We start from the raw sequence: 19,118 nt of genomic DNA, 5'->3' as shown, positions 1-19,118 counted from the left end.
AGCCGGTCGGCGTCGACGACCCGTGGGGCTACGGCCGCTCCCTGGAGTGGGCCACCTCCTGCCCGCCGCCGCGGCACAACTTCATCACCATGCCGAGAATCCGCAGCGAATCCCCGGCGTTCGACCTGCACCGTCCGGCGCCCCTGCCCGAGCGGGAGGTGGCCGCGCTGTGAGCATCACGGACCGGTTCCTGAACGACATCGAGGGGCATCTGCTGCTCGCCGCGACGCGGGCGGAGGGCCGTACGGCCGCCGATCGGTTCTGCGAGCCGCTGCACTGGCTGACGCGGGCTCAGCGCGAGGAGGTGGAGCGCCGGTTCGAGGCGGAGTACCTGACGCTCGCCCGTGCCTCCTGGCAGCGCACGGCGGACCGCGCCGGCGAGCTGCGCGAGGAGTACCGGACGGCCTACCGCGCGCTGCGGCGCCGACTGGTCATGGCGTGGCTCCTGACCTGCGCCCTCGGGACCGGCGTCCTGGCCCTGTGTCTCGCTCCGGGCACGTTCCCCGGGTAGGGGTTCCCTCGGTGGCCGGGCGTGGTCATGATCCGGTGCATGGCTGACGACGGAGCGCCCGTGTACGAGGCGCGCTACGGGTGGGACCGCAGGACGGCGGGGATCCTGGCGCTCTGCGCCGTGTTCACCGCCGCCCTCCTCCTGCCGGACATCCCGCTGTTCGCGCGGATCCTGGGCCTGCCCCTGTTCGGTGGGGGCGGGCTGTTCATGGCCTTCGGGGCAATGAGCCGAAAGGTCGCGTTCCGGGTGGACGGCACCGGGGTGCTCCTCGGCGGGAGCCCCGCCCGGTACGGGGCGACGACGGCCCATGTGCCGTGGGGCGATGTCACTGGGTTCGTGTTCTGGCGGCAGAACGTGAGCGGCGGCGCCTCCCTGCCCTACGTCGGCGTGACCCGGCGCGAGGGTGCCCCGCCGCTGCCCGGCGACGGTCCGGCGGCCCATGCGGTGCTGCGGCAGCTGGTTCCGGTGCCGCCCGAAGTCGCGGTGTCCTCCCGCGCGGTGAACGGGTGGCGCCTCGACCGGGACCGGTTCGCCGCCGCCGTCGCCCACTTCGCGCCGGGCGTCCCGGTGTACGACCGGTCCTGAGGACGGGGCGAGCGCCGGCTCACGGCCCGACGGGCCGGGGACCGGCCGGCTGGAGGATGCCGAGCAGCAGGCGGACCAGTTCGTCGACGACCTCGTCGAGGGTCGCCTCCACCCAGCCCGCGCTCCAGTCGTGCAGCAGTCCGTTGACGCTGCCGATGAACGCCGTCACGGCGAGGCGGTAATCGCGCGGCGCCGCCTCGCCCCGGGCCACGGCGGACGCGACCTCGGCGCACACCAGGTCCACCCAGCGGGCGCGGCGGGCCAGCCGCTGCTCCTCCAGGCGGGGGCTGACGCCGATGATCTCGACGAAGGTGATGCGGATCCGGCGTGGATCGGCGGTGACGTTCCCGGCGTAGGCGCGGAAGATCGCGGTGGCGCGGTCGACGAGCGGCAGTTCGGCCGCGCCCGCGGCAGCCTCCAGGACCGCCGCCTCGGCCCAGCCGTTGACCTGGAGGTGCAGCGCGGCGAGCACGTCCTCCAGGGTGCGGAACTCCTCGTAGAACTGGCGCGTGGACAGCCCGGCCGTCTCGCTGAGGGCCGCGACCGTGGTGGCGCGGTAGCCGGGGGTGTCGCCGAACAGTCGCAGTGCGGCGTCGAGGAATCGCCGGCGCCGCTCGGCCTGCCGCTCCTGCGCGGTCTTGCCGCCGTAGCGGCCGGTCGGCGCTCTGAGTCTGCCCGGCACCGGCGCTCCCTTCGTCGTTCGCACACTGATTTTGTCGTGTACGCGGTCTTGTGGAGAAGGCCACCCCTTCCTTACTTTGCAGTAAGTTCACTGTGAAAGCACGTGTGTTCAGATTCCACACCGTCCCGATTTGGCATGTCCCACTCACCATGCTCACCCCCCAGCAGAGAGGGGAGCCGCCATGCCCGTCCTCCGACGCCGGCACCTGTGCTCCGTAGCCGCAGCCCTCGCCCTGACCGCCACCGCTCCCGCGACCGCCGCCACCGCCTCCGGCGCGGACGCCCCGGCCTCCTCCGCCGCGCTGCGCGAGGTGCTGTTCGTGGGCAACAACTGGGACGGCACCGCCGATGTCATCCGGTCCTCCGGTGACTTCGCGAAGATCGGCCGCATCAACGTCATCCCCGACAAGGACGCGCGGATGGCGGCGATCAACGCCGATCCGATCAAGTGGATCTACTTCATGGCGATACGCAACAGTGTCGGCGAGGGCCACGACCAGTTCGTCGACGACATGTACTCCACACCCGACGGGTCCTCGGTGGTCGTCTCCCGGCCGAGCTTCGCCGACGTCGTCTCGATCGACCTCGCCTCCGGGAAGCTCAACTGGCGCTTCCCGGTGTCCGGTTACCGCTCCGACCACATGGCCGTCTCCCCCGACGGCAAGCGGGTCGCGGTGTCGGCGTCGACCTCCAACACCGTCCATGTGCTGGACATCGTCTCCGGCAAGGAACTGGGCAAGTTCGGCACCGGCGACAAGCCGCACGAGAACATCTTCACCCAGGACGGCAAGTACATCTACAACATGGCGATCGGCGACGTGAACACGCAGACCGACGCCCCCTGGCTGGACTGGACGAAGGGCGACCGGCGCATCACGGTCGTCGACGCCACGACGTTCAAGCAGGTCAAGGTCATCGACATGCGGCCGAAGCTGGACGCCATCGGTCTCAAGGACTACTCCGACGCCGTCCGCCCGGCCGTCCTGACACCGGACGAGTCCAAGCTGTACTTCCAGGTCTCGTTCTTCAACGGCTTCTTCGAGTACGACATCGCCACCGACAAGATCACCCGTACCAAGACCCTGCCGAAGAACCCGGCGACCAGCGACGACCGCACCACCTTCGTCAACGACTCGCGCCACCACGGCATCTCGATGAGCCCGGACGGCAGCAAGCTGTGCGTCGCGGGCACGATGGACGACTACGCCACCGTCGTCGACCGCGCCACCCTCCAGGAGGGCCCGCTCGTCACCGCCTCCAAGCCCTACTGGGCCACGGTCAGCGGTGACGGCAAGTCCTGCGTCGTCTCCGAGAGCGGCACCGACCAGGTCACGGCCATCGACTTCGCCACCGGGAAGAAGGTCGCGTCCGTGCCGGTCGGCGACCACCCGCAGCGCGTCCGGCTCGGCCATGTGTCGGCCAACTGGACGAGCCCGTCCGCTGGTTGACTTCGTTCACCCGGGTGATCTACTTCGCCTGGGCGACCTCCTTCGCCGCCCACGCCGCCAGTTCGGAGCGGGCCGCGGCGAGCAGGTCCGCCGAGGGTGCCGTCGCCCCGTTGGTCACCAGCGCGTAGTGCAGGACGCCCGAGTCCGGCGCGGTGAGCAGCAGGCGGCGGCTTCCCGTGCCACCGGGTTCCTGCGCCACGCCGACCGGTGTCGTCGCGGTGTAGGCCGGCGGGGCGTGCACCGCGCCCAGGTCGGAGACGACCGTGGTGGCGGCGGCCGGGAAGCTCGCGGGCAGGTGCAGTTCGGTGGGCGCCGCCACGCCGTCGGAGCGCCACAGCAGCAGTCCGTACTGCCCCTGCCCCACGAGCCGCCGCACGTTCGGCAGGGAGGCGGGCACCGGGTTCCAGGTCAGGGTCGTCGAGCCGTCCCGGGAGCGGTCCTCGTAGGTGAAGCCGACGGTGCGGCCGGCCGTGGCGCTGGGGTAGAGGCGGTCCAGGAGCCGGGCGTCCTGGCGCAGTACGGGCGCGCCGGTGTCGTCGAGGCGTACGGCGGACAGGTCCTCGTCGTTCCAGGCGTCGCCGGTGGTCAGCACCTTGTCGGGGTTGCCGTTCATCAGTTCGCGATGGCGGCCGTGGTAGATGTCCCACTGCCACTGGGAGCCGGAGAGCACGGGCCCCGAGGCCGCCGGGTCGGACCACCAGTCGGCGCCCTTGAGGCGGGAGTCGAGGGCCTGGTACATCGCTTTGAGGACGGTCGGCGCCTTGTCGGAGACGTTGCCGGCCAGGGGGTGTCCGAACTCGCTGACCACGGCGGCGGTCCGCGCGGCGGCGGCACGGTCGCGGACGGTGCGGAAATCGCCCGTGTACTGGCCGTCGGCGGCCTTGCCCCACATGAAGACGCCGGAGATGGCCTTCTGGTCGTAGAAGTGGGTGTTGAAGACGTAGCGCGGCCCGAGCGTCCCGGCGTCGAGCAGGCCGCCCTCCTGCTTCTGGAAGTCGAGGTTGGCGTTCCAGAAGAGGTTCGGCTCGACGAAGGCCGGCTTGTCGCGCCAGCCCGCCGTGTCCATGCGGGCCCGGAACTTCTCGTAGAACGGCCAGAGCACGTCCTTCTCCCAGGCCCGGCTGGTCTGCCCGGAGTCGTACACGCCCGCGTGCGGCTCGTTGTACGGGTCGAAGCCGGCGACGCCCTTGAACTGATCGGCGCTCAGGTGCTGCCGGATGTACGCCATGGTCGTCTGGGCGGTGGTGAGGAAGGCGTCCTGCACGCCGTGCGCGTTGTGCCAGAAGTCGTACGTGGCGCGCTTCACGGCCTCGTTCTGGGTGATGTTCTGCCCCCAGAAGAGGCAGATGCCGCAGGACTCGTCGGGGTAGTTCCCGGCGTCCACCGCCCATTTCGGCGCGCCGTCGCCGGTGTACCAGCTGTCGGAGTCGAAGAGGTGCCGGGAGTACAGGTCCTGGTGGAAGTCGGGGTAGACGCGGATGCCGGCGTCGAGGAAGGCCTTCATCTGGTCGGTCGCGGCGGCCAGGTAGGCGGTGTCGACCTGGCCGCGCTCGGGCTCGGCGTACGCCCAGGAGAGCAGGAAGCGGACGGTGTTGCCGCCGCCGAGGGCGCGCAGCGCCTTCGCCGAGGTGCGGGCGTCGGCGACCGAGGCGAAGGGCAGGCCCTTGTTCTCGGCGAGCTTGGTCTCGCCGGAGACGTTGTAGCCGCGCAGCACGACCTCGCGGCCCTGGGCGTCGGTGAAGCGGCCGTCCTTCACGGTGACGGCCGGGTCGTCGAACCAGAGGGAGCCGGGAGGGGGAGCGGCGGTGGCCGGCGGGACGCCCGCCACCGACACGGAGCCGAACAGGACGGTCAGGACAACCAGCAGACGTGCGCGGATAGTCGGCATGTCCACTACAGTCCGGCGATATCAGGACACCGTCAACACCTCTGACTCCGGAGTAAGTTCCAGTCCGGGCGACCCTCACACGTCAGCCACCGACCCTCCGTGTCACGTTCAGCAAGTACTCCCTCCTGTTCAGCGGGTTGTGGTCGGTGCGCGGGCGCTCGGGGACCGTGCCGTGGGTGACGGGCGCGTAGCGGGCGAAGGAGCTCTCCAGCTCGCCCTCGCCGCGGGTGAGGCCCGGCAGCCGTTGTCCGAGGGCGTGCACCCGGGCGGCCGGCACGGTGCCTTCGAGGACGCAGACGTCCTGATGGTTCCGTGTCGTCTCGGGCACGGCCCCGAGCCCGGCGAGGACCGGCAGCAGGGCGCCGAGGGTGTCGGCGGGCGCTTCGACGCGGAAGCGGTGCATCGGCTCGTGGACCCGGGTCCCGGCCCGCCGCAGCGCCTCGATGAGCACCAGCGGGGTGAGGCCGCGGAAGTCGGCGCCCGTGCTCGACATGCTCTTGTCGAAGCCCTGGTGGGCGTGGCTCTGCCGGGGCGAGTAGCCGCTGTGGGTCATGGTGACCACGCAGTCGGTGACCTGCCAGCCGTGCAGCCCCTGGTCGAGGGTCTCGCGCACGGTGTCCTCGACGGCCTTGAAGAAGGCGTACGGCATCGACCCGAGCTCCACCTCCAGCCGGAAGCCGACGCCCGATCCGGCCGGGGCGGGGTCGACGCGCAGCCCGACCGTCGCGAGGAACGGGTTCGGGTCCTTCTTGTTGAACTCCACCGCCCGCCCGGAGCCGACGGGCCGTTCGACGCAGAGCGGGGTCGTCTCGCGGAAGGTGACGTCGAGGCCGTACTCCTCGACGAGGGTGGCCTGGATGACCTCCTTCTGCACCTCACCGTAGAGCGAGACGGAGGTCTCCCCGCGCCGTTCGTCGCGGCGCAGGCCGATCAGCGGGTCCTGCTCGGCGAGCTGGGCGAGCGCGAGGTGCAGCGCTCCCCGGTCGGCGCCCGGTCCCGGCACGACCACCGTCTCCAGGGTCGGCGGGGCGAAGAAGTGCTCGCAGGCCTTGCGGGGTTCGCCGATCGCGTCACCGATCCGGATGTCGCCGAGCCCGGTGAGGCGGGCGATCCGGCCGGCGGCGACGGAGTCCCGCGGGGTGTCCGTGCCGTGGCCGAAGACGCTGATGCCGGTGATCCGGCCCGCGGCGCCGTCCGTGCCGAAGGGGACCCGGTCTCGGGTGCGCAGGGTCCCGGAGAACATCCGGGCGTAGGCGACCTTCTCCCCCGCCGGTCCCCGCTCGACCTTGAACACGGTGGCGGAGACCGGCCCGTCCGCGTCGCCGTCGGCAGCCGGAAGGAGCGTTTCGACGCCGGACAGGAGCGCCCGGACGCCCGCGCCCGTGGCGGCGGATCCGAAGTACACCGGGTGGACGAGCGCCTCGCGGGACCGCGCGACGAGGGAGCCGCGCAGCGACGCGTCCGTGACGGTGTTCTCGAGGTACGCGGCCAGCAGGGCGTCGTCGTACCCGGTCAGGACGTCGAGGGCGGCGGCCGGTGCGAGCCCGGGGGTGAAGCGGGCCGCGCGGGTGCCGAGGCCGGTGGCGGTCCCCATCGGCACGATCGCCGGGGTCAGCCGGGCGGCGATCTCCCGCAGCAGCCCCTCGTGACGCGCCCCGTTCCGGTCGATCTTGTTGACGAAGAGCAGCGTCGGGATGCGCAGCCGCCGCAGCGTCCGCATCAGCACCCGCGTCTGCGCCTGTACCCCTTCGACGGCGGAGATCACCAGGACGACGCCGTCCAGCACGCCGAGGACGCGCTCCACCTCGGCGATGAAGTCCGGGTGGCCAGGGGTGTCGATGAGGTTGACGGTCACGCCGTCCAGCGGGAAGGAGACGACGGCGGACTTGATGGTGATGCCGCGCCGGCGCTCCAGGGCGAGGGTGTCGGTACGGGTGTTCCCGTCGTCGACGCTGCCGATCTCGTCGATCACCCCGGCCGAATGGAGCAGCCGCTCGGTCAGGCTGGTCTTACCGGCGTCGACATGGGCGAGAATTCCGAGGTTGAGCATGTGCACGAAGCGTCATGTCCTTTGGAGAGAGGTCCTTTCCTGACTGGGGGGACATGCACGCAGTGCGCATCTGGCGCTCCTTCGGACGACTCGGTGACGTCGCTGTCCTGAGCAGTGCAGCAGACCGGCACGGAGGGCCACAACGGAATTAACCGCCGCCGGGGTACCCGGCGGGTGCGCGCAAGGAAGGGAGCGGCTCGTGCGTGACGTTCTCCCGGTGCTCGGCCGCTGGTACGCGGCCGGGGTGCCGTTCGGACTCGCGACGGTCGTCCAGGTCAGCCGCAGTGCGCCGCGCGACCCGGGCGCGGCCATGGCGGTGGGCCCGGGCGAGGAGGTCGTGGGCAGTGTCTCCGGGGGCTGTGTCGAGGGTGCGGTGTTCGAGCTGGCGCAGGAGGTCGCCGCGGGCGGTGAGGCCCGGCTGGAGACCTTCGGCTACAGCGACGAGGACGCCTTCGCGGTCGGGCTGACCTGCGGCGGCGAGATCACTCTGCTCGTGCGCGCGGTCACTGCCGAACGGGATCCCGGCTTCGGCGCCGTCGCGGACTCGGTCGCGGCGGGCGAGCCGGTCACCGTGGCGACCGTGACCGACGGCCCGGCCCCGCGTGGGGCGGTCCTCGCCGTGTGGCCGCAGCGGACCCTCGGCACGCTCGGCGCGGGCGGCCTGGACGCGGCGGTGACCGCCGACGCCCGCGGTGAACTCGCCCTCGGCGCCACCGGCCTGCGGCACTACGGGCCCGAGGGGCAGCGCCGCGAGGACTCGGTGAGCGTGTTCCTGCAGTCGTTCGCGCCGCCCCCGCGGATGCTGGTCTTCGGCGCGATCGACTACGCCGCGGCCGTGGCCCGGATCGGTGACTTCCTCGGCTATCGGGTCACCGTCTGCGACGCCCGCCCCGTCTTCGCCACGCCCCGGCGCTTCCCCGAGGGCGTCGAGGTGGTCGCCGCATGGCCGCACCGCTATCTGCGGGACACCGTCACGGACGAGCGCACGGTGATCTGCGTCCTCACCCACGACCCGAAGTTCGACGTGCCGCTGCTGACGGAGGCGCTGCGCCGCCCGGCCGCCTACATCGGGGCGATGGGCAGCCGCCGTACCCACGCCGACCGGGCGCGACGGCTGGCCGGGGCCGGGCTCACCGGGCGCGAGCTGTCCCGGCTGCGCTCACCGGTCGGCCTCGACCTCGGGGCGCGTACGCCCGAGGAGGTGGCGGTGTCCGTCGCCGCCGAGATCGTGGCGCTGCGGTGGGGCGGCAGCGGCGCGCCGCTGACCGGGACGGAGGGGGCGGTGCATCCACAACGGCCCTCCTGAACCCCGACTGCGCCTGATACGAGAGCACTTCAGCACCTCGCCGAAGGACATCCCATGATCTTCATCACCGCGAAGTTCCGTGTCCGACCCGAGCACGCAGACCACTGGCCCGAGATCGCCGCCGATTTCACCCGGGCGACGCGCGCCGAGCCCGGCTGCCTGTGGTTCGACTGGTCGCGCAGCGTGGACCAGCCGTCGGAGTACATCCTGGTCGAGGCCTTCCGCGACGAAGAGGCGGGAGCCGCCCATGTGCGGTCCGCGCACTTCAAGGCCGCGCAGCAGACGCTGCCCCCGCATCTGGCCGAGACGCCGCGCATCGTGAACGCGAACGTCCCGCAGGACGACTGGTCGCTGCTCGGGGAGATGGCGGTGCCGGAGCAGGAGTAGCGCGCCCGCCCGGACGCGCCGACCGGGGGGCCGTGAGCCGGCCTCACGGGCCGTGAGCCGGCCGCCCCGGCCGTGAGTCGCGGCGCTCCGGCTCTTGCCTCGGACGGCGGGCACCCGTACGCTCACGGCCGTACCGACTGGGCGGTATGTAGCCGAGGAGAGGCGCCGGAGATGAGCACGATCAACCGCCAGATACGCCTGGCCGCACGTCCCGTGGGAGAGCCGCGTCCCACCGACTGGGAACATGCCGAGGAGCCCGCGGCGCAGCCGGGCGACGGGGAGTTCCTGGTCCGGGTGCTCTTCCTGTCGATCGACCCGGCGATGCGCGGCTGGATGAACGCGGGCAGGTCCTACATCCGGCCGGTGGAGATCGGCGAGGTGATGCGCGCCGGGGCGGTGGGCAGGGTGGTGGCCTCCCGGCACTCCAGGTTCGCGGTCGGTGACCATGTGTCGGGCACCTTCGGCGTACAGGAGTACTGCCTGTCGGACGGGCGCGGGGTGACCAAGGTGGATCCGGCGGCCGCTCCCCTGCCGACGTACCTCGGCACGCTCGGCATGTCGGGTCTGACCGCCTACTTCGGCCTGATCGAGGTCGGGCGGCCCGAGCCGGGGCAGACCGTCGTGGTGTCCGGGGCGGCCGGGGCGGTGGGCAGCGTCGTCGGGCAGATCGCCAAGATCCTCGGGTGCCGGGTCATCGGCATCGCCGGCGGGGAGGCCAAGTGCCGGATGGTGGTCGACGAGTTCGGGTTCGACGCCGCGATCGACTACCAGAGCGAGGACGTCCGCAAGGCGCTGCGCGAGCACGCCCCCGACGGTGTCGACGTGTACTTCGACAACGTCGGCGGTGACGTGCTGGACGCCGTGCTGCTGCGGCTGGCGCGCGGCGCCCGTGTCGTGGTCTGCGGCGCGATCTCCCAGTACAACAGCACCGAGCCGCAGGGTCCGGCCAACTACCTGTCACTGCTGGTGAACCGCGCCTCCATGACGGGCATCGTGGTGTTCGACTACGCCGACCGGTACGCGGAGGGCATCGCGCGGATGGCCGCATGGCGGGCGGAGGGCCGGCTGAAGTCCCTGGAGGACGTGGTGTCCGGCTCGGTCGCTGAGTTCCCCGAGACCCTGATGCGGCTGTTCCGCGGTGACAACCGCGGCAAGCTGGTGCTGAAGATCGCCGACTGACCGGGCCGAAGGCAGGAGACGGGGCAGGGAGAGATCCGATGAAGGCACTGACCTACCACGGCCGTCACGACATCCGCTTCGGGGACGTCCCCGACCCGGCCGTCACCGGCCCCGCCGACGCGGTCGTACGGGTGAGCGCGGCCGGCATCTGCGGCAGCGACCTGCACATCTACGGGGGCAACGGGTTCAGCCGGGACCTGGGCTACACACCGGGACACGAATGCGTCGGCGTGGTCGTGGAGACCGGTGACCAGGTCACCCGCTTCAGGCCGGGCGACCGGGTCCTGGTGCCCGCCTCCGTCGGCTGTGCGCGGTGCGGGCAGTGCGCGGCCGGGTTCACCGCCCGGTGCGAGCGCGCCACGTCGGGCACGGAGCTCTGCTACGGGGTCAGCCCGCAGCTCCAGGGCAGCCAGGCCCAGGCCCTCGCGGTACCCCACGCCGATGTCAATATGGTGCACCTGCCCGACGACATCTCCGACGACGCCGCCGTAGTGCTGACGGACAACGCGCCAACCGCCTGGTACGGCTGCCGCCGTGCCCGTATCCAGCCCGGTGAGACGGTACTGGTCGTCGGGCTGGGGCCGGTCGGGCTCATGGCCGCCCAGTCCGCCTTCGCGATGGGCGCGGCCCGGGTGCTGGGCGTGGACCTGGTCGCGGAGCGCCGCGCCTTCGCCGCCGGCCTGGGCGTCGAGCCGGTCGAGGGGGACGACGTGCGGGCCGCCGTCCGGGAGATGACCTCCGGCCGCGGGCCCGACGCCGTGGTGGAGGCCGTGGGGTCCGACGCGACCATCGAACTCGCCGTCAAGGCCGTACGGCAGGCCGGCCGGGTCAGCGTCATCGGCGTCAGCCAGAACAAGGCGTTCCCGTTCCACATGTACCTGGCGCAGGTCAAGGAACTGGAGTTCGCCATCGGGCTGTGCTCGGTGCACTACGAGCTGCCTCCCCTGATCGCCCTCACCCGGGCCGGACGGATCAATCCCGAGGTCGTGGTCTCCCACCGCTTCGCCCTGTCCGACGGACCGGCGGCCTACGAACTGTTCGCCGGGCGCTCCGACGGCGTCCGCAAGATCGTGCTCGACCCGACGGGCTGACGCCTCCCGCCCACCCCGTCACTCCCGGGCGTTCGGCCGGCGGCCCCAGGCCGAGATCATCGGGGAGGTGGTGAGGTCCAGGCGTCCGGCCGCGACGGCGGCGAGATGCCGCTCGATCTCCTCGTCCGTGGCGAGGCCCTCGGCGACGAGCCGGTCGCGCACCTGCCGGACCGTGGCCGTCTCCAGGACGTCGCAGGCGGGCGAGGTGATCGGGAAGTAGGCGTCGGCCTCGACGTCGGCGAGACCCGCCTCGCGCAGCAGCCGGGGCAGTCTGCGTCCGTAGGCGAGGTCGGCGCCCCGCTGTCGCAGCAGCCGGCGGAAGCCGGCCCGGAGCTTGTTGGCGAGCTCCTGCTCGGGGCCGTACTCGTCGGGGCAGATCAGCGGCTGGAGCGCCGGGTCGGCGTCCTCGACCACCAGCCACCCGCCGGGCCGCAGCGCCCGGACCATGCCGCGCAGCGCGGCGTCACGCTCGGCCACATGGACCAGGACGAGACGGGCGTGCACCAGGTCGAAGGGGCCGGGCGGTGGGGCGTCGCGGCCCACGTCGTGCCAAAGCACCTCGACGCCTTCGGTGGCGGCCGTGGCGGTCCAGGAGACGTCGATGTCGGTGGCGAGCACCCGGCCGGTGGGCCCGACCCGCTCGCGCAGCCACGCCGCCACGCTCGGGCCGCCGGCCCCGGCCTCCCAGCACCGCCAGCCCGTGTCGACCCCGACCCGCTCGAAGTGCCGGAAGGTGGAGGCGTCGAAGAGGGCCGCCAGCGCGTCGAAGCGGGTACCGGCCTCGGCCTGCCGGTTGTCCAGGAGGTATCCGTCGTCCTGCCCCATGGGGCGATCATGTCACGCGCGCGGTCGGGTGGTTCAGCGCGGTGCGCGGGGCGGCAGCCGGTGCAGTTCCACGTCCGTGAGCCGCCCCTCGGCGACCGTGGCGGTCAGGTAGGTGCAGTGCGGCTGGCGGCGCCGGTCCGTCGGGGAGCCCGGGTTCAGCAGGCGCAGTCCGGAGGGGGCGGTGGTGTCCCAGGGGATGTGGCTGTGGCCGAAGACCAGCACGTCCAGATCGGGGAAGCGGGCGGCGCACCGCTGCTCCCGGCCCTGCTTCGCGCCCGTCTCGTGGATCACACCGAAGCGCACCCCGCCCAGGTCCGCGTACGCCACTTCGGGCAGCCGGGCCCGCAGCTCGGGCCCGTCGTTGTTGCCGTAGACCCCCACGAGCCTGCGGCAGCGGGCCTCCAGCAGATCGAGGGTGGCCGTGTCGACCCAGTCCCCGGCGTGGAACACGACGTCGGCGTGCGGGAGTTCGGCGAGCAGGGCGGCGGGCAGTTCCCTGGCCCGCTTGGGCAGGTGGGTGTCGGACATCAGGAGCAGTCGCACCCGCTCAGCCTAGGGGCAGCGGGCCGGTCCCGCCCGTGACCCACTTGACCGCGAACAGACAGGTGTCGCAGCTCAGTTGCCCTGTCCGGGAAGATGATCACGGCGAGGTCTCGAAAGGTGGGGCGACCTGGCCGAGCGGGTTAGCATCGGGCAACACGCAGTACAACAGGACGTCTACGGCAAGCGACCCGAAGGGGCCCGGAAACCCGATGCCGGTCAAGGTCAGCGTCATCGTCCCCGTGTACAACCCGGGGATCTACATCGAGGACTGCATCTCCTCGCTGCAGCGGCAGTCGCTGCCTCCCGACGAGTTCGAGGTGATCTTCGTCGACGACGGCTCGACCGACGAGACCCCGGCCCGGCTCGACGCGCTCGCCGCCGAGGACCCCCGGATGAGGGTCATCCACCAGGAGAACTCCGGCTGGTCGGGCAAGCCCCGCAACGTCGGCATCGAGGCCTCCCGGGGCGAGTTCGTGATGTTCGTCGACAACGACGACTACCTGGGCGACGAGGCCCTGGAGCGGATGTACGACTACGGCACGACCAACGGCGCCGACGTCGTCGTGGGCAAGATGGCGGGCAAGAACCGCGGTGTGCCGGTGGAGCTGTTCCGCCGCAACCACCCGCGCGCGACCGTCGCCGACGCCCCGCTGATCGACAGCCTCACCCCGCACAAGATGGTCCGCCGGGCCTTCCTGGACCGCATCGGCCTGCGGTTTCCCGAGGGCAGGCGGCGCCTGGAGGACCATGTCTTCATCGCGGAGGCGTATCTGCGCGCGGAGAACGTCTCGGTGCTCAGCGACTACGTCTGCTACTACCACATCCGGCGCGACGACGGCTCCAACGCCGGTTTCGAACGCTTCGACCCCGTCGGCTACTTCAAGAACCTGCGCGAGGCCCTGGACGTCGTCGAGCGGTACACGGAACCCGGTCCGGTGCGCGACCGGCTGTTCCGGCGGTGGCTGCGCGTGGAGATGGTCGAGCGGCTGCGGGCCCGGCGCCTGCTGAACCTGCCGGACGACTACCGCCGCGAGCTGTTCGGGGAGATCCACGAGGTCGTCGTCGAGCGCTTCGGGCCCGGGGTGGCGGCCGGTCTCCAGCCGACGCAGCAGGTCATCGCCGCGCTGACGGCGGCCGACCGGTACGACGACGTGGTGGCCTTCGCGGAGTGGGAGGCGGGTGTCGCCCCCACGGCGGCCCCCGGCGACATCGAGTGGCGCGACGGGTCACTCCGTATCGGCTTCACGGCCGAGTACCTGTCCGGCGGTGAGCCGATGCTGTTCCCCGCCGACGCCGAGGCCGCGCCCCTGACCGACGTGCCGAAGGACGTGACCGAGGCGGTGCGCTGGGTGTCCGCCGAGACCGCCGCGCGCTTCGGGCAGGCCACGGCCGATCTGCTGCTGCGCGAGCGCACCAGCGCCGCCCAGTTCTTCCAGCCGGTGGAGTTCACGCGCGAGTACGTGCCGGGCCGGGACGGCGAGGAGGTCCGGCTGGTGCTGCGCGGGACCGCCACGGTCGACCCGGCCGTCCTGCCGCGTGACGGCGCCTGGGACGCACTCGTGCGGGTGAAGTCGGGCGGCTGGACCAAGGAGTGCCGGCTGGGCCCCGTGCCGCGCGAGGACCAGCCCACGCCCCACGCGGGGATCGTCGGCGACCGCCCGGTCCTGCCGTACTGGACCGCACCGCACGGCAACCTCTCCCTGGAGCTCGGCGCGCGCGGCAAGCGGCTCGGGCTGGGCCGGGTGCAGCTGGGGGACGTCACCGTCTCCGACGGCCGGTTCCGGGTGCTGCTCCCGCTGCACGTCCCGGGCGAGGCGCGGGCGAGGCTGAGGTTCGTCTCCTCCCGCCGGATCCTGGAGACGCCGGGCACGCTCTCCCCCGACGGGGACCGACCGGGCGCGGTGCTGGAGGCGGTTCTGCCCGAGGACCTCTCGGACGAGGTCTGGCGGGTGGCGGTGTGCCCGAACCCGGGCTCCGACCGGGCCCGGTTCGCCGGTCTGCCGTTCGCGCTGCGGGCCGGGGACGGAAGCGTGCTGGTGACGCCGGTGCCGGGGCCCGGTGTGGCGCTGCGGCTGGCCCGGCGCGCGCGGCGGGCGCTCGGTGCGGCGCGCCGGAAGGTGAATTCCCTCAATCGGACCGGAGGGCGGTGACGTCATGCGACCGCTGGGCATAGAGGGCGCCTGGGTACTGGAGCCCAAGATCTTCCCGGACGACCGGGGCAGCTTCAACGAGTGGTACCGCGGTGCGGAGTTCCGCGAGGCGACGGGGCGCGATCTGTCGCTGGCGCAGGCCAACTGCTCGGTCTCGCGGCGGGGGGTGCTGCGGGGGGTGCACTTCGCCGACGTGCCGCCCAGCCAGGCCAAGTACGTCACGTGCGTCCGCGGGGCCGTCCTGGACGTGGTGATCGACATCCGGGTCGGCTCCCCCACCTTCGGGACGTGGGAGCCCGCGCGACTCGACGACGACACCCGCCACGCGGTGTTCCTCGCGGAGGGCCTCGGCCATGCCTTCATGGCCCTCACGGACGACGCGACGGTGGTCTACCTGTGCTCGGAGGGCTACGCCCCGGACCGTGAGCACGGCATCCATCCCCTGGATCCGGCCCTGGGCATCGAGTGGCCGGAGGGCATCACCCCGCTGCTCTCCCCCAAGGACGAGCAGGCCCCGACGCTGGCCGAGGCGGAACGCCAGGGGCTTCTGCCCTCGTACGAGGCCTGCCTGGCGTACTACGAGGAACTGCGGAGCGGTCGGGAGGCGTAGTCCTCGGACCGGACGGGACAGGCCGCGGGCCCGGACGCCGATCGCGTCCGGGCCCGCGGCCTGTCCTGTCCGGGAAGGGCATCGGCGCCGGCCGCCCCCGGGCGGTGGCCGGCGCCCTCGTTCAGCGGCTCACGCCGACCTGCTGCAGGGCCTTGCGCAGCGGCTCCCAGCCGATGGAGCGGGGCAGGCCGCGGTTGCGGGCCTGGGCGAGGGGGCGCCAGAAGCCCGCTTCCAGGAGGGTCTCGGGCCGGACCGCGCCGGCCCGCTCCAGGATCGCCTCGGGGACCTTCTGCGGGTCGGGGATCTTGTACTCGGCCATGATCTCGTCGTACTTGTCGTGCAGGACCCGGTTGTCCGGATCGGCGCCGAAGACGACGAGCTGGCCGGTGGGGGCGGTGTCCACCTGCACCGTGACCAGGTCCGGGCGGTAGCGGGCCAGCACCTCGGTGATCTTGTAGACGTCGCCGGTCCAGGCGTTGGTGTGCCGGTCCCGGGCCGCCTCGTCGATGCTGCGCGGCAGCATGTCGTCGAGGACGATGACGCTGCCCCAGTCCGAGTACTTCTCGACGTTCATGAAGTCGCGCAGCGCGAACTCGAACAGGTGCATGCCGTCGATGAACGACAGGTCCAGCGTCGTCTTGCGCCAGTAGCCGATCGGGCTGCGGCCGCGGCGCAGGTTGCGCAGCGGGTGACGGCCGCCCTTGAGGTGCTGCAGGGGGTTGTCACGCGCGAAGAAGTCGTCGCTGGTGGCCTTCACCAGGTGCACGTCGCACCTCAGCTCCGAGACCACCTTGAAGGCCGGGTCGATCGCGATGCTGGGGACGCGGGACAGCGTAAGGCTGCGCCCGTCGTTGACGCCGATCTCCAGGTAGTTGCGATTGGCGCTGACCTTGTGCAGTTCCCGGAGGAACTCATGGCGTTTCACGAGGAAGACCTTCCTTGCGGATGCGGGGCAGTGCTTCGTGCAGGGCGGAGCGCCAGTCGCGCGGCAGCGGCAGGCCGATCTCCTGCCAGCGGCGGTGCGCGAGGGCACTGTACGCCGGGCGGGGCGCGGGCCGGGGGAAGGCCGCGCTGCTGGTGGGGCGCACCCGGTCGGGGTCGGCGCCGATGAGGGAGAACACCTCCCGGGCGAGGTCGCACCAGGTGGCCTCGCCGGAGTTGGTCGCGTGGAACACGCCGTGCGCCTCGGGGCCGAGCCGGGGGCCGAGGACGGCGATCCGCTCGGCGACGTCCGCGCTCCAGGTGGGCTGCCCGCGCTGGTCGTCGACGACGTCGAGGGTGTCCCGGCGGGCCTCCAGCTGGATCATGGTGCGGACGAAGCTGGAGCCGTGCACGCCGTAGAGCCATGCCGTGCGCAGCACCGCGCTCGCCCCGGGGAGTTCCTCCAGCACGGCCCGCTCCCCGGCCAGCTTGGTGCGGCCGTAGGCGGTGCGCGGGCCGGTGGGGTGGTCCTCCGGGTAGGGGGCGGTGCGGGCCTCACCGGAGAAGACGTAGTCCGTGGAGACGTGGATCAGGCGGGCGTCGTGCGCGGCGCAGGCCCGGGCCAGCAGGCGTGGGCCGTCGCCGTTGATCTCCAGGGCGCGGGCCTCGTCGGTCTCGGCGTCGTCGACGGCCGTGTAGGCGGCGCAGTTCACGACCAGGTCGGGGCGGTGCTCCCGCACGGCGGCGTCGACGGCTTCGGGGCGTGTGATGTCCAGGGCGGCGCGGTCGAGGCCCACGACGGTCTCACCGCGGCCCGTGAGTTCCTCGACGACGTCCCGGCCGAGCATCCCGCCGGCGCCGGTGACCAGCCACCTCATGCCCGCCCCTGGGCGACGCGCTGCTTCAGCGGCTCCCACCAGGCCCGGTTGTCGCGGTACCAGGCGATGGTCTCGGCGAGGCCGGTGGTGAAGTCGTGGCGGGGGCGATAGCCGAGTTCGTCGCGGGCCTTGGAGCAGTCGACGGAGTAGCGCAGGTCGTGGCCCTTGCGGTCCTCGACGTGGTCCACCCGGTCCCAGTCGGCTCCGCAGGCCTGAAGGAGCAGGCCGGTGAGTTCCTTGTTGGTGAGTTCGGTGCCGCCGCCGATGTTGTAGACCTCGCCGGGCCGGCCCTTGGTGCGGGCGAGGTCGACGCCCTGGCAGTGGTCGTCGACGTGCAGCCAGTCGCGGATGTTGCGGCCCTCGCCGTACAGCGGCACCCGGTGGCCGTCGAGGAGGTTGGTGACGAACAGCGGGATGACCTTCTCGGGGAACTGGTGCGGGCCGTAGTTGTTGGAGCAGCGCGTGACGCGCACGTCCAGGCCGTGGGTGCGGTGGTAGGCCAGCGCGAGCAGGTCGGAGGAGGCCTTGGAGGCGGAGTACGGCGAGTTCGGCTGGAGCGGGTGGTCCTCGGGCCAGGAGCCGGTCTCGATGGAGCCGTAGACCTCGTCGGTGGAGACGTGCACGAAGGGGCCCGTGCCGTGGCGCAGGGCGGCGTCCAGCAGGGTCTGGGTGCCGAGGACGTTGGTGCGGACGAACTCGGCGGCGCCGCTGATCGAGCGGTCGACGTGGGACTCGGCGGCGAAGTGCACGACCTGGTCCGCGTCGGCCATCAGCTTGTCGACCAGTTCGGCGTCGCAGATGTCTCCCTGGACGAACTCCAGGCGCGGGTGCGTCAGTTCGAGGTTGTCGAGGGTGCCGGCGTAGGTGAGCTTGTCCAGCACGGTGATGCGCGGCGCGTCGGGCGCGTCCGAGGCGAGCAGGGTCCGGACGTAGCGGGAGCCGATGAACCCGGCGGCGCCGGTGACGAGGAGGTTCATGAAGTGATCTGCACCTTGCTGTGATCTCCGAGGACGAGACGGTGGGCGCTGGGAACGCTGGGGGCGGGGGTCACCTCCACGTGCCGGCCGATCAGCGAGGCCTCGATGCGGCCGACTCCCCGGATCGAGGAGTCCCGCAGCACGATGGAGAACTCCAGCTCGCTGTCCGTGATCCGGCAGTTCTCGGCGACGGAGGTGAAGGGGCCGACGTAGGAGTTGCTGACGACGGTGCCCGATCCTATGACGACGGGGCCCACGACACGGGAGTTGACGATCCGCGCGCCCGCTTCGAGCACGACGCGACCGATGGTCTCCGACGCGTCGTCCACCTCGCCGTCGATGCGGCGCTCCATGGCTTCGAGGACCGTGCGGTTCACCTCGAGCATGTCGCCGACGTTGCCGGTGTCCTTCCAGTAACCCTTGATGACCGTGGAGCGCACGTCGGCGCGGGTGTCGATCAGGTGCTGGATGGCGTGGGTGATCTCCAGTTCGCCGCGCCAGGAGGGTTCGATGGCGCGGACCGCCTCGTGGATGAGGGGCGTGAACATGTAGACGCCGACCAGCGCGAGATCGCTCTTGGGCCGGTCGGGCTTCTCCTCCAGGCCGATCACCTGGCCGGACGGGTCGAGTTCGGCGACACCGAAGGCGCGCGGGTCGGCGACGCGCGTGAGCAGGATCTGGGCGTCGGGCCGCTTGGCGCGGAACTCCTCGACGAGGCCGGTGATGCCGCCGACGATGAAGTTGTCGCCGAGGTACATCACGAAGTCGTCGTCAGCGAGGTAGTCCCGGGCGATCAGCACCGCGTGGGCCAGCCCGAGGGGCCGCTCCTGGGGGATGTAGGTGACCTCGAGGCCGAACTTCGACCCGTCCCCGACGGCTTCCTCGATCTCCGCCGCGGTCTCCCCGACGATCATGCCCACGTCGGTGATGCCGGATTCGGCGATCGACTCCAACCCGTAGAACAGCACGGCCTTGTTGGCCACGGGCACCAGTTGCTTGGCCGACGTGTGCGTGATCGGCCTCAGTCTTGTTCCTGCGCCGCCGGACAGCACGAGAGCCTTCATTCGGTTCACCTTAGTCGTGATCCG

The 19,118-nt window shown here is 71.9% G+C and carries 18 protein-coding genes and 1 pseudogene; 10 read left to right on the top strand and 9 right to left on the bottom strand.

The window, feature by feature from the left end; genetic code table 11:
• The 3 genes and pseudogenes from ACFZDE_RS35330 to ACFZDE_RS35320 all read left to right on the top strand — a co-directional run.
• Positions 1–173 (top strand): annotated as a pseudogene (locus tag ACFZDE_RS35330) (cytochrome ubiquinol oxidase subunit I); the annotation flags it as partial.
• Positions 170–511 carry a hypothetical protein gene (locus ACFZDE_RS35325; protein ID WP_391207868.1) on the top strand — a complete coding sequence of 114 codons (342 nt, stop codon included), beginning with the start codon at positions 170–172 and terminating at the stop codon, positions 509–511. The pseudogene ACFZDE_RS35330 and the gene ACFZDE_RS35325, both read left to right, overlap by 4 nt.
• Positions 512–550: 39 nt before the next feature.
• A complete protein-coding gene (locus ACFZDE_RS35320; RefSeq protein ID WP_391207859.1) occupies positions 551–1,096 on the top strand; it encodes a hypothetical protein in 546 nt (181 codons plus the stop codon).
• Between the two features lie 19 nt (positions 1,097–1,115).
• On the opposite strand, the gene ACFZDE_RS35315 is transcribed toward ACFZDE_RS35320, so the two are convergent.
• Positions 1,116–1,778, bottom strand: a complete 663-nt coding sequence (locus ACFZDE_RS35315) for a TetR family transcriptional regulator (protein WP_391207850.1) — start codon at positions 1,776–1,778, stop codon at positions 1,116–1,118.
• A gap of 181 nt (positions 1,779–1,959) precedes the next feature.
• Here ACFZDE_RS35315 and ACFZDE_RS35310 point away from each other — a divergent pair, with 181 nt between their 5' ends.
• Complete coding sequence (locus tag ACFZDE_RS35310) at positions 1,960–3,225, top strand: YncE family protein (RefSeq protein ID WP_391207841.1); 1,266 nt, start codon at positions 1,960–1,962, stop codon at positions 3,223–3,225.
• A gap of 19 nt (positions 3,226–3,244) precedes the next feature.
• Here ACFZDE_RS35310 and ACFZDE_RS35305 read toward each other — a convergent pair whose 3' ends face one another.
• A complete protein-coding gene (locus ACFZDE_RS35305; protein WP_391207836.1) occupies positions 3,245–5,113 on the bottom strand; it encodes a cellulase family glycosylhydrolase in 1,869 nt (622 codons plus the stop codon).
• Positions 5,114–5,195: 82 nt separating this feature from the next.
• The gene (locus tag ACFZDE_RS35300; RefSeq protein WP_391207826.1) at positions 5,196–7,169 is read right to left on the bottom strand and encodes a GTP-binding protein; all 1,974 of its coding nucleotides are present in this window, start codon (positions 7,167–7,169) and stop codon (positions 5,196–5,198) included.
• A gap of 193 nt (positions 7,170–7,362) precedes the next feature.
• Between ACFZDE_RS35300 and ACFZDE_RS35295 the strand changes: the two genes are divergently transcribed.
• The 4 genes from ACFZDE_RS35295 to ACFZDE_RS35280 all read left to right on the top strand — a co-directional run bounded on the left by ACFZDE_RS35295 (position 7,363) and on the right by ACFZDE_RS35280 (position 11,126).
• Complete coding sequence (locus ACFZDE_RS35295) at positions 7,363–8,469, top strand: XdhC family protein (RefSeq protein ID WP_391207809.1); 1,107 nt, start codon at positions 7,363–7,365, stop codon at positions 8,467–8,469.
• A 54-nt stretch (positions 8,470–8,523) separates the two neighbouring features.
• Positions 8,524–8,856, top strand: a complete 333-nt coding sequence (locus ACFZDE_RS35290) for an antibiotic biosynthesis monooxygenase (protein WP_391207803.1) — start codon at positions 8,524–8,526, stop codon at positions 8,854–8,856.
• Between the two features lie 171 nt (positions 8,857–9,027).
• Positions 9,028–10,035 carry a zinc-binding dehydrogenase gene (locus ACFZDE_RS35285; protein ID WP_391207791.1) on the top strand — a complete coding sequence of 336 codons (1,008 nt, stop codon included), beginning with the start codon at positions 9,028–9,030 and terminating at the stop codon, positions 10,033–10,035.
• Between the two features lie 38 nt (positions 10,036–10,073).
• On the top strand, positions 10,074–11,126 hold the full coding sequence (locus ACFZDE_RS35280; protein ID WP_391207765.1) for an alcohol dehydrogenase catalytic domain-containing protein: 1,053 nt from the start codon (positions 10,074–10,076) through the stop codon (positions 11,124–11,126).
• Between the two features lie 18 nt (positions 11,127–11,144).
• On the opposite strand, the gene ACFZDE_RS35275 is transcribed toward ACFZDE_RS35280, so the two are convergent.
• Together ACFZDE_RS35275 and ACFZDE_RS35270 are read right to left on the bottom strand one after the other, a co-directional pair.
• Positions 11,145–11,951: a methyltransferase domain-containing protein gene (locus ACFZDE_RS35275; RefSeq protein ID WP_391207741.1), complete on the bottom strand. Its 807-nt coding sequence runs from the start codon at positions 11,949–11,951 to the stop codon at positions 11,145–11,147.
• Positions 11,952–11,984: 33 nt separating this feature from the next.
• Positions 11,985–12,494 carry a YfcE family phosphodiesterase gene (locus ACFZDE_RS35270; RefSeq protein WP_390999198.1) on the bottom strand — a complete coding sequence of 170 codons (510 nt, stop codon included), beginning with the start codon at positions 12,492–12,494 and terminating at the stop codon, positions 11,985–11,987.
• Between the two features lie 209 nt (positions 12,495–12,703).
• Between ACFZDE_RS35270 and ACFZDE_RS35265 the strand changes: the two genes are divergently transcribed.
• A complete protein-coding gene (locus ACFZDE_RS35265; RefSeq protein WP_391207693.1) occupies positions 12,704–14,644 on the top strand; it encodes a glycosyltransferase in 1,941 nt (646 codons plus the stop codon).
• A 4-nt stretch (positions 14,645–14,648) separates the two neighbouring features.
• Positions 14,649–15,254: a dTDP-4-dehydrorhamnose 3,5-epimerase gene (rfbC, locus tag ACFZDE_RS35260; protein WP_391207665.1), complete on the top strand. Its 606-nt coding sequence runs from the start codon at positions 14,649–14,651 to the stop codon at positions 15,252–15,254.
• Positions 15,255–15,375: 121 nt separating this feature from the next.
• Here rfbC and ACFZDE_RS35255 read toward each other — a convergent pair whose 3' ends face one another.
• From ACFZDE_RS35255 to ACFZDE_RS35240, 4 genes are read right to left on the bottom strand one after another with little or no spacing between them, the layout of a single operon-like run.
• Positions 15,376–16,179: a class I SAM-dependent methyltransferase gene (locus tag ACFZDE_RS35255; protein WP_391207654.1), complete on the bottom strand. Its 804-nt coding sequence runs from the start codon at positions 16,177–16,179 to the stop codon at positions 15,376–15,378.
• The gene (rfbD, locus tag ACFZDE_RS35250; protein WP_390999208.1) at positions 16,166–17,053 is read right to left on the bottom strand and encodes a dTDP-4-dehydrorhamnose reductase; all 888 of its coding nucleotides are present in this window, start codon (positions 17,051–17,053) and stop codon (positions 16,166–16,168) included. The genes ACFZDE_RS35255 and rfbD overlap by 14 nt, the downstream gene beginning before the upstream one ends.
• A complete protein-coding gene (gene rfbB, locus ACFZDE_RS35245; RefSeq protein WP_390999211.1) occupies positions 17,050–18,030 on the bottom strand; it encodes a dTDP-glucose 4,6-dehydratase in 981 nt (326 codons plus the stop codon). Before rfbB ends, rfbD begins: the two co-directional genes overlap by 4 nt.
• Positions 18,027–19,094, bottom strand: coding sequence for a glucose-1-phosphate thymidylyltransferase (locus tag ACFZDE_RS35240; protein WP_391207613.1), 1,068 nt, complete (start codon positions 19,092–19,094; stop codon positions 18,027–18,029). The genes rfbB and ACFZDE_RS35240 overlap by 4 nt, the downstream gene beginning before the upstream one ends.
• Positions 19,095–19,118 lie beyond the last annotated feature (24 nt).

It is taken from the genome of Streptomyces sp. NPDC007929 (genome assembly GCF_042959065.1).
In the GTDB taxonomy this organism is placed as follows: Bacteria; Actinomycetota; Actinomycetes; order Streptomycetales; family Streptomycetaceae; genus Streptomyces.
The sequence above is the reverse complement of the archived record's forward strand: the minus strand, read 5'-3'. Positions and strand labels throughout refer to the sequence as shown.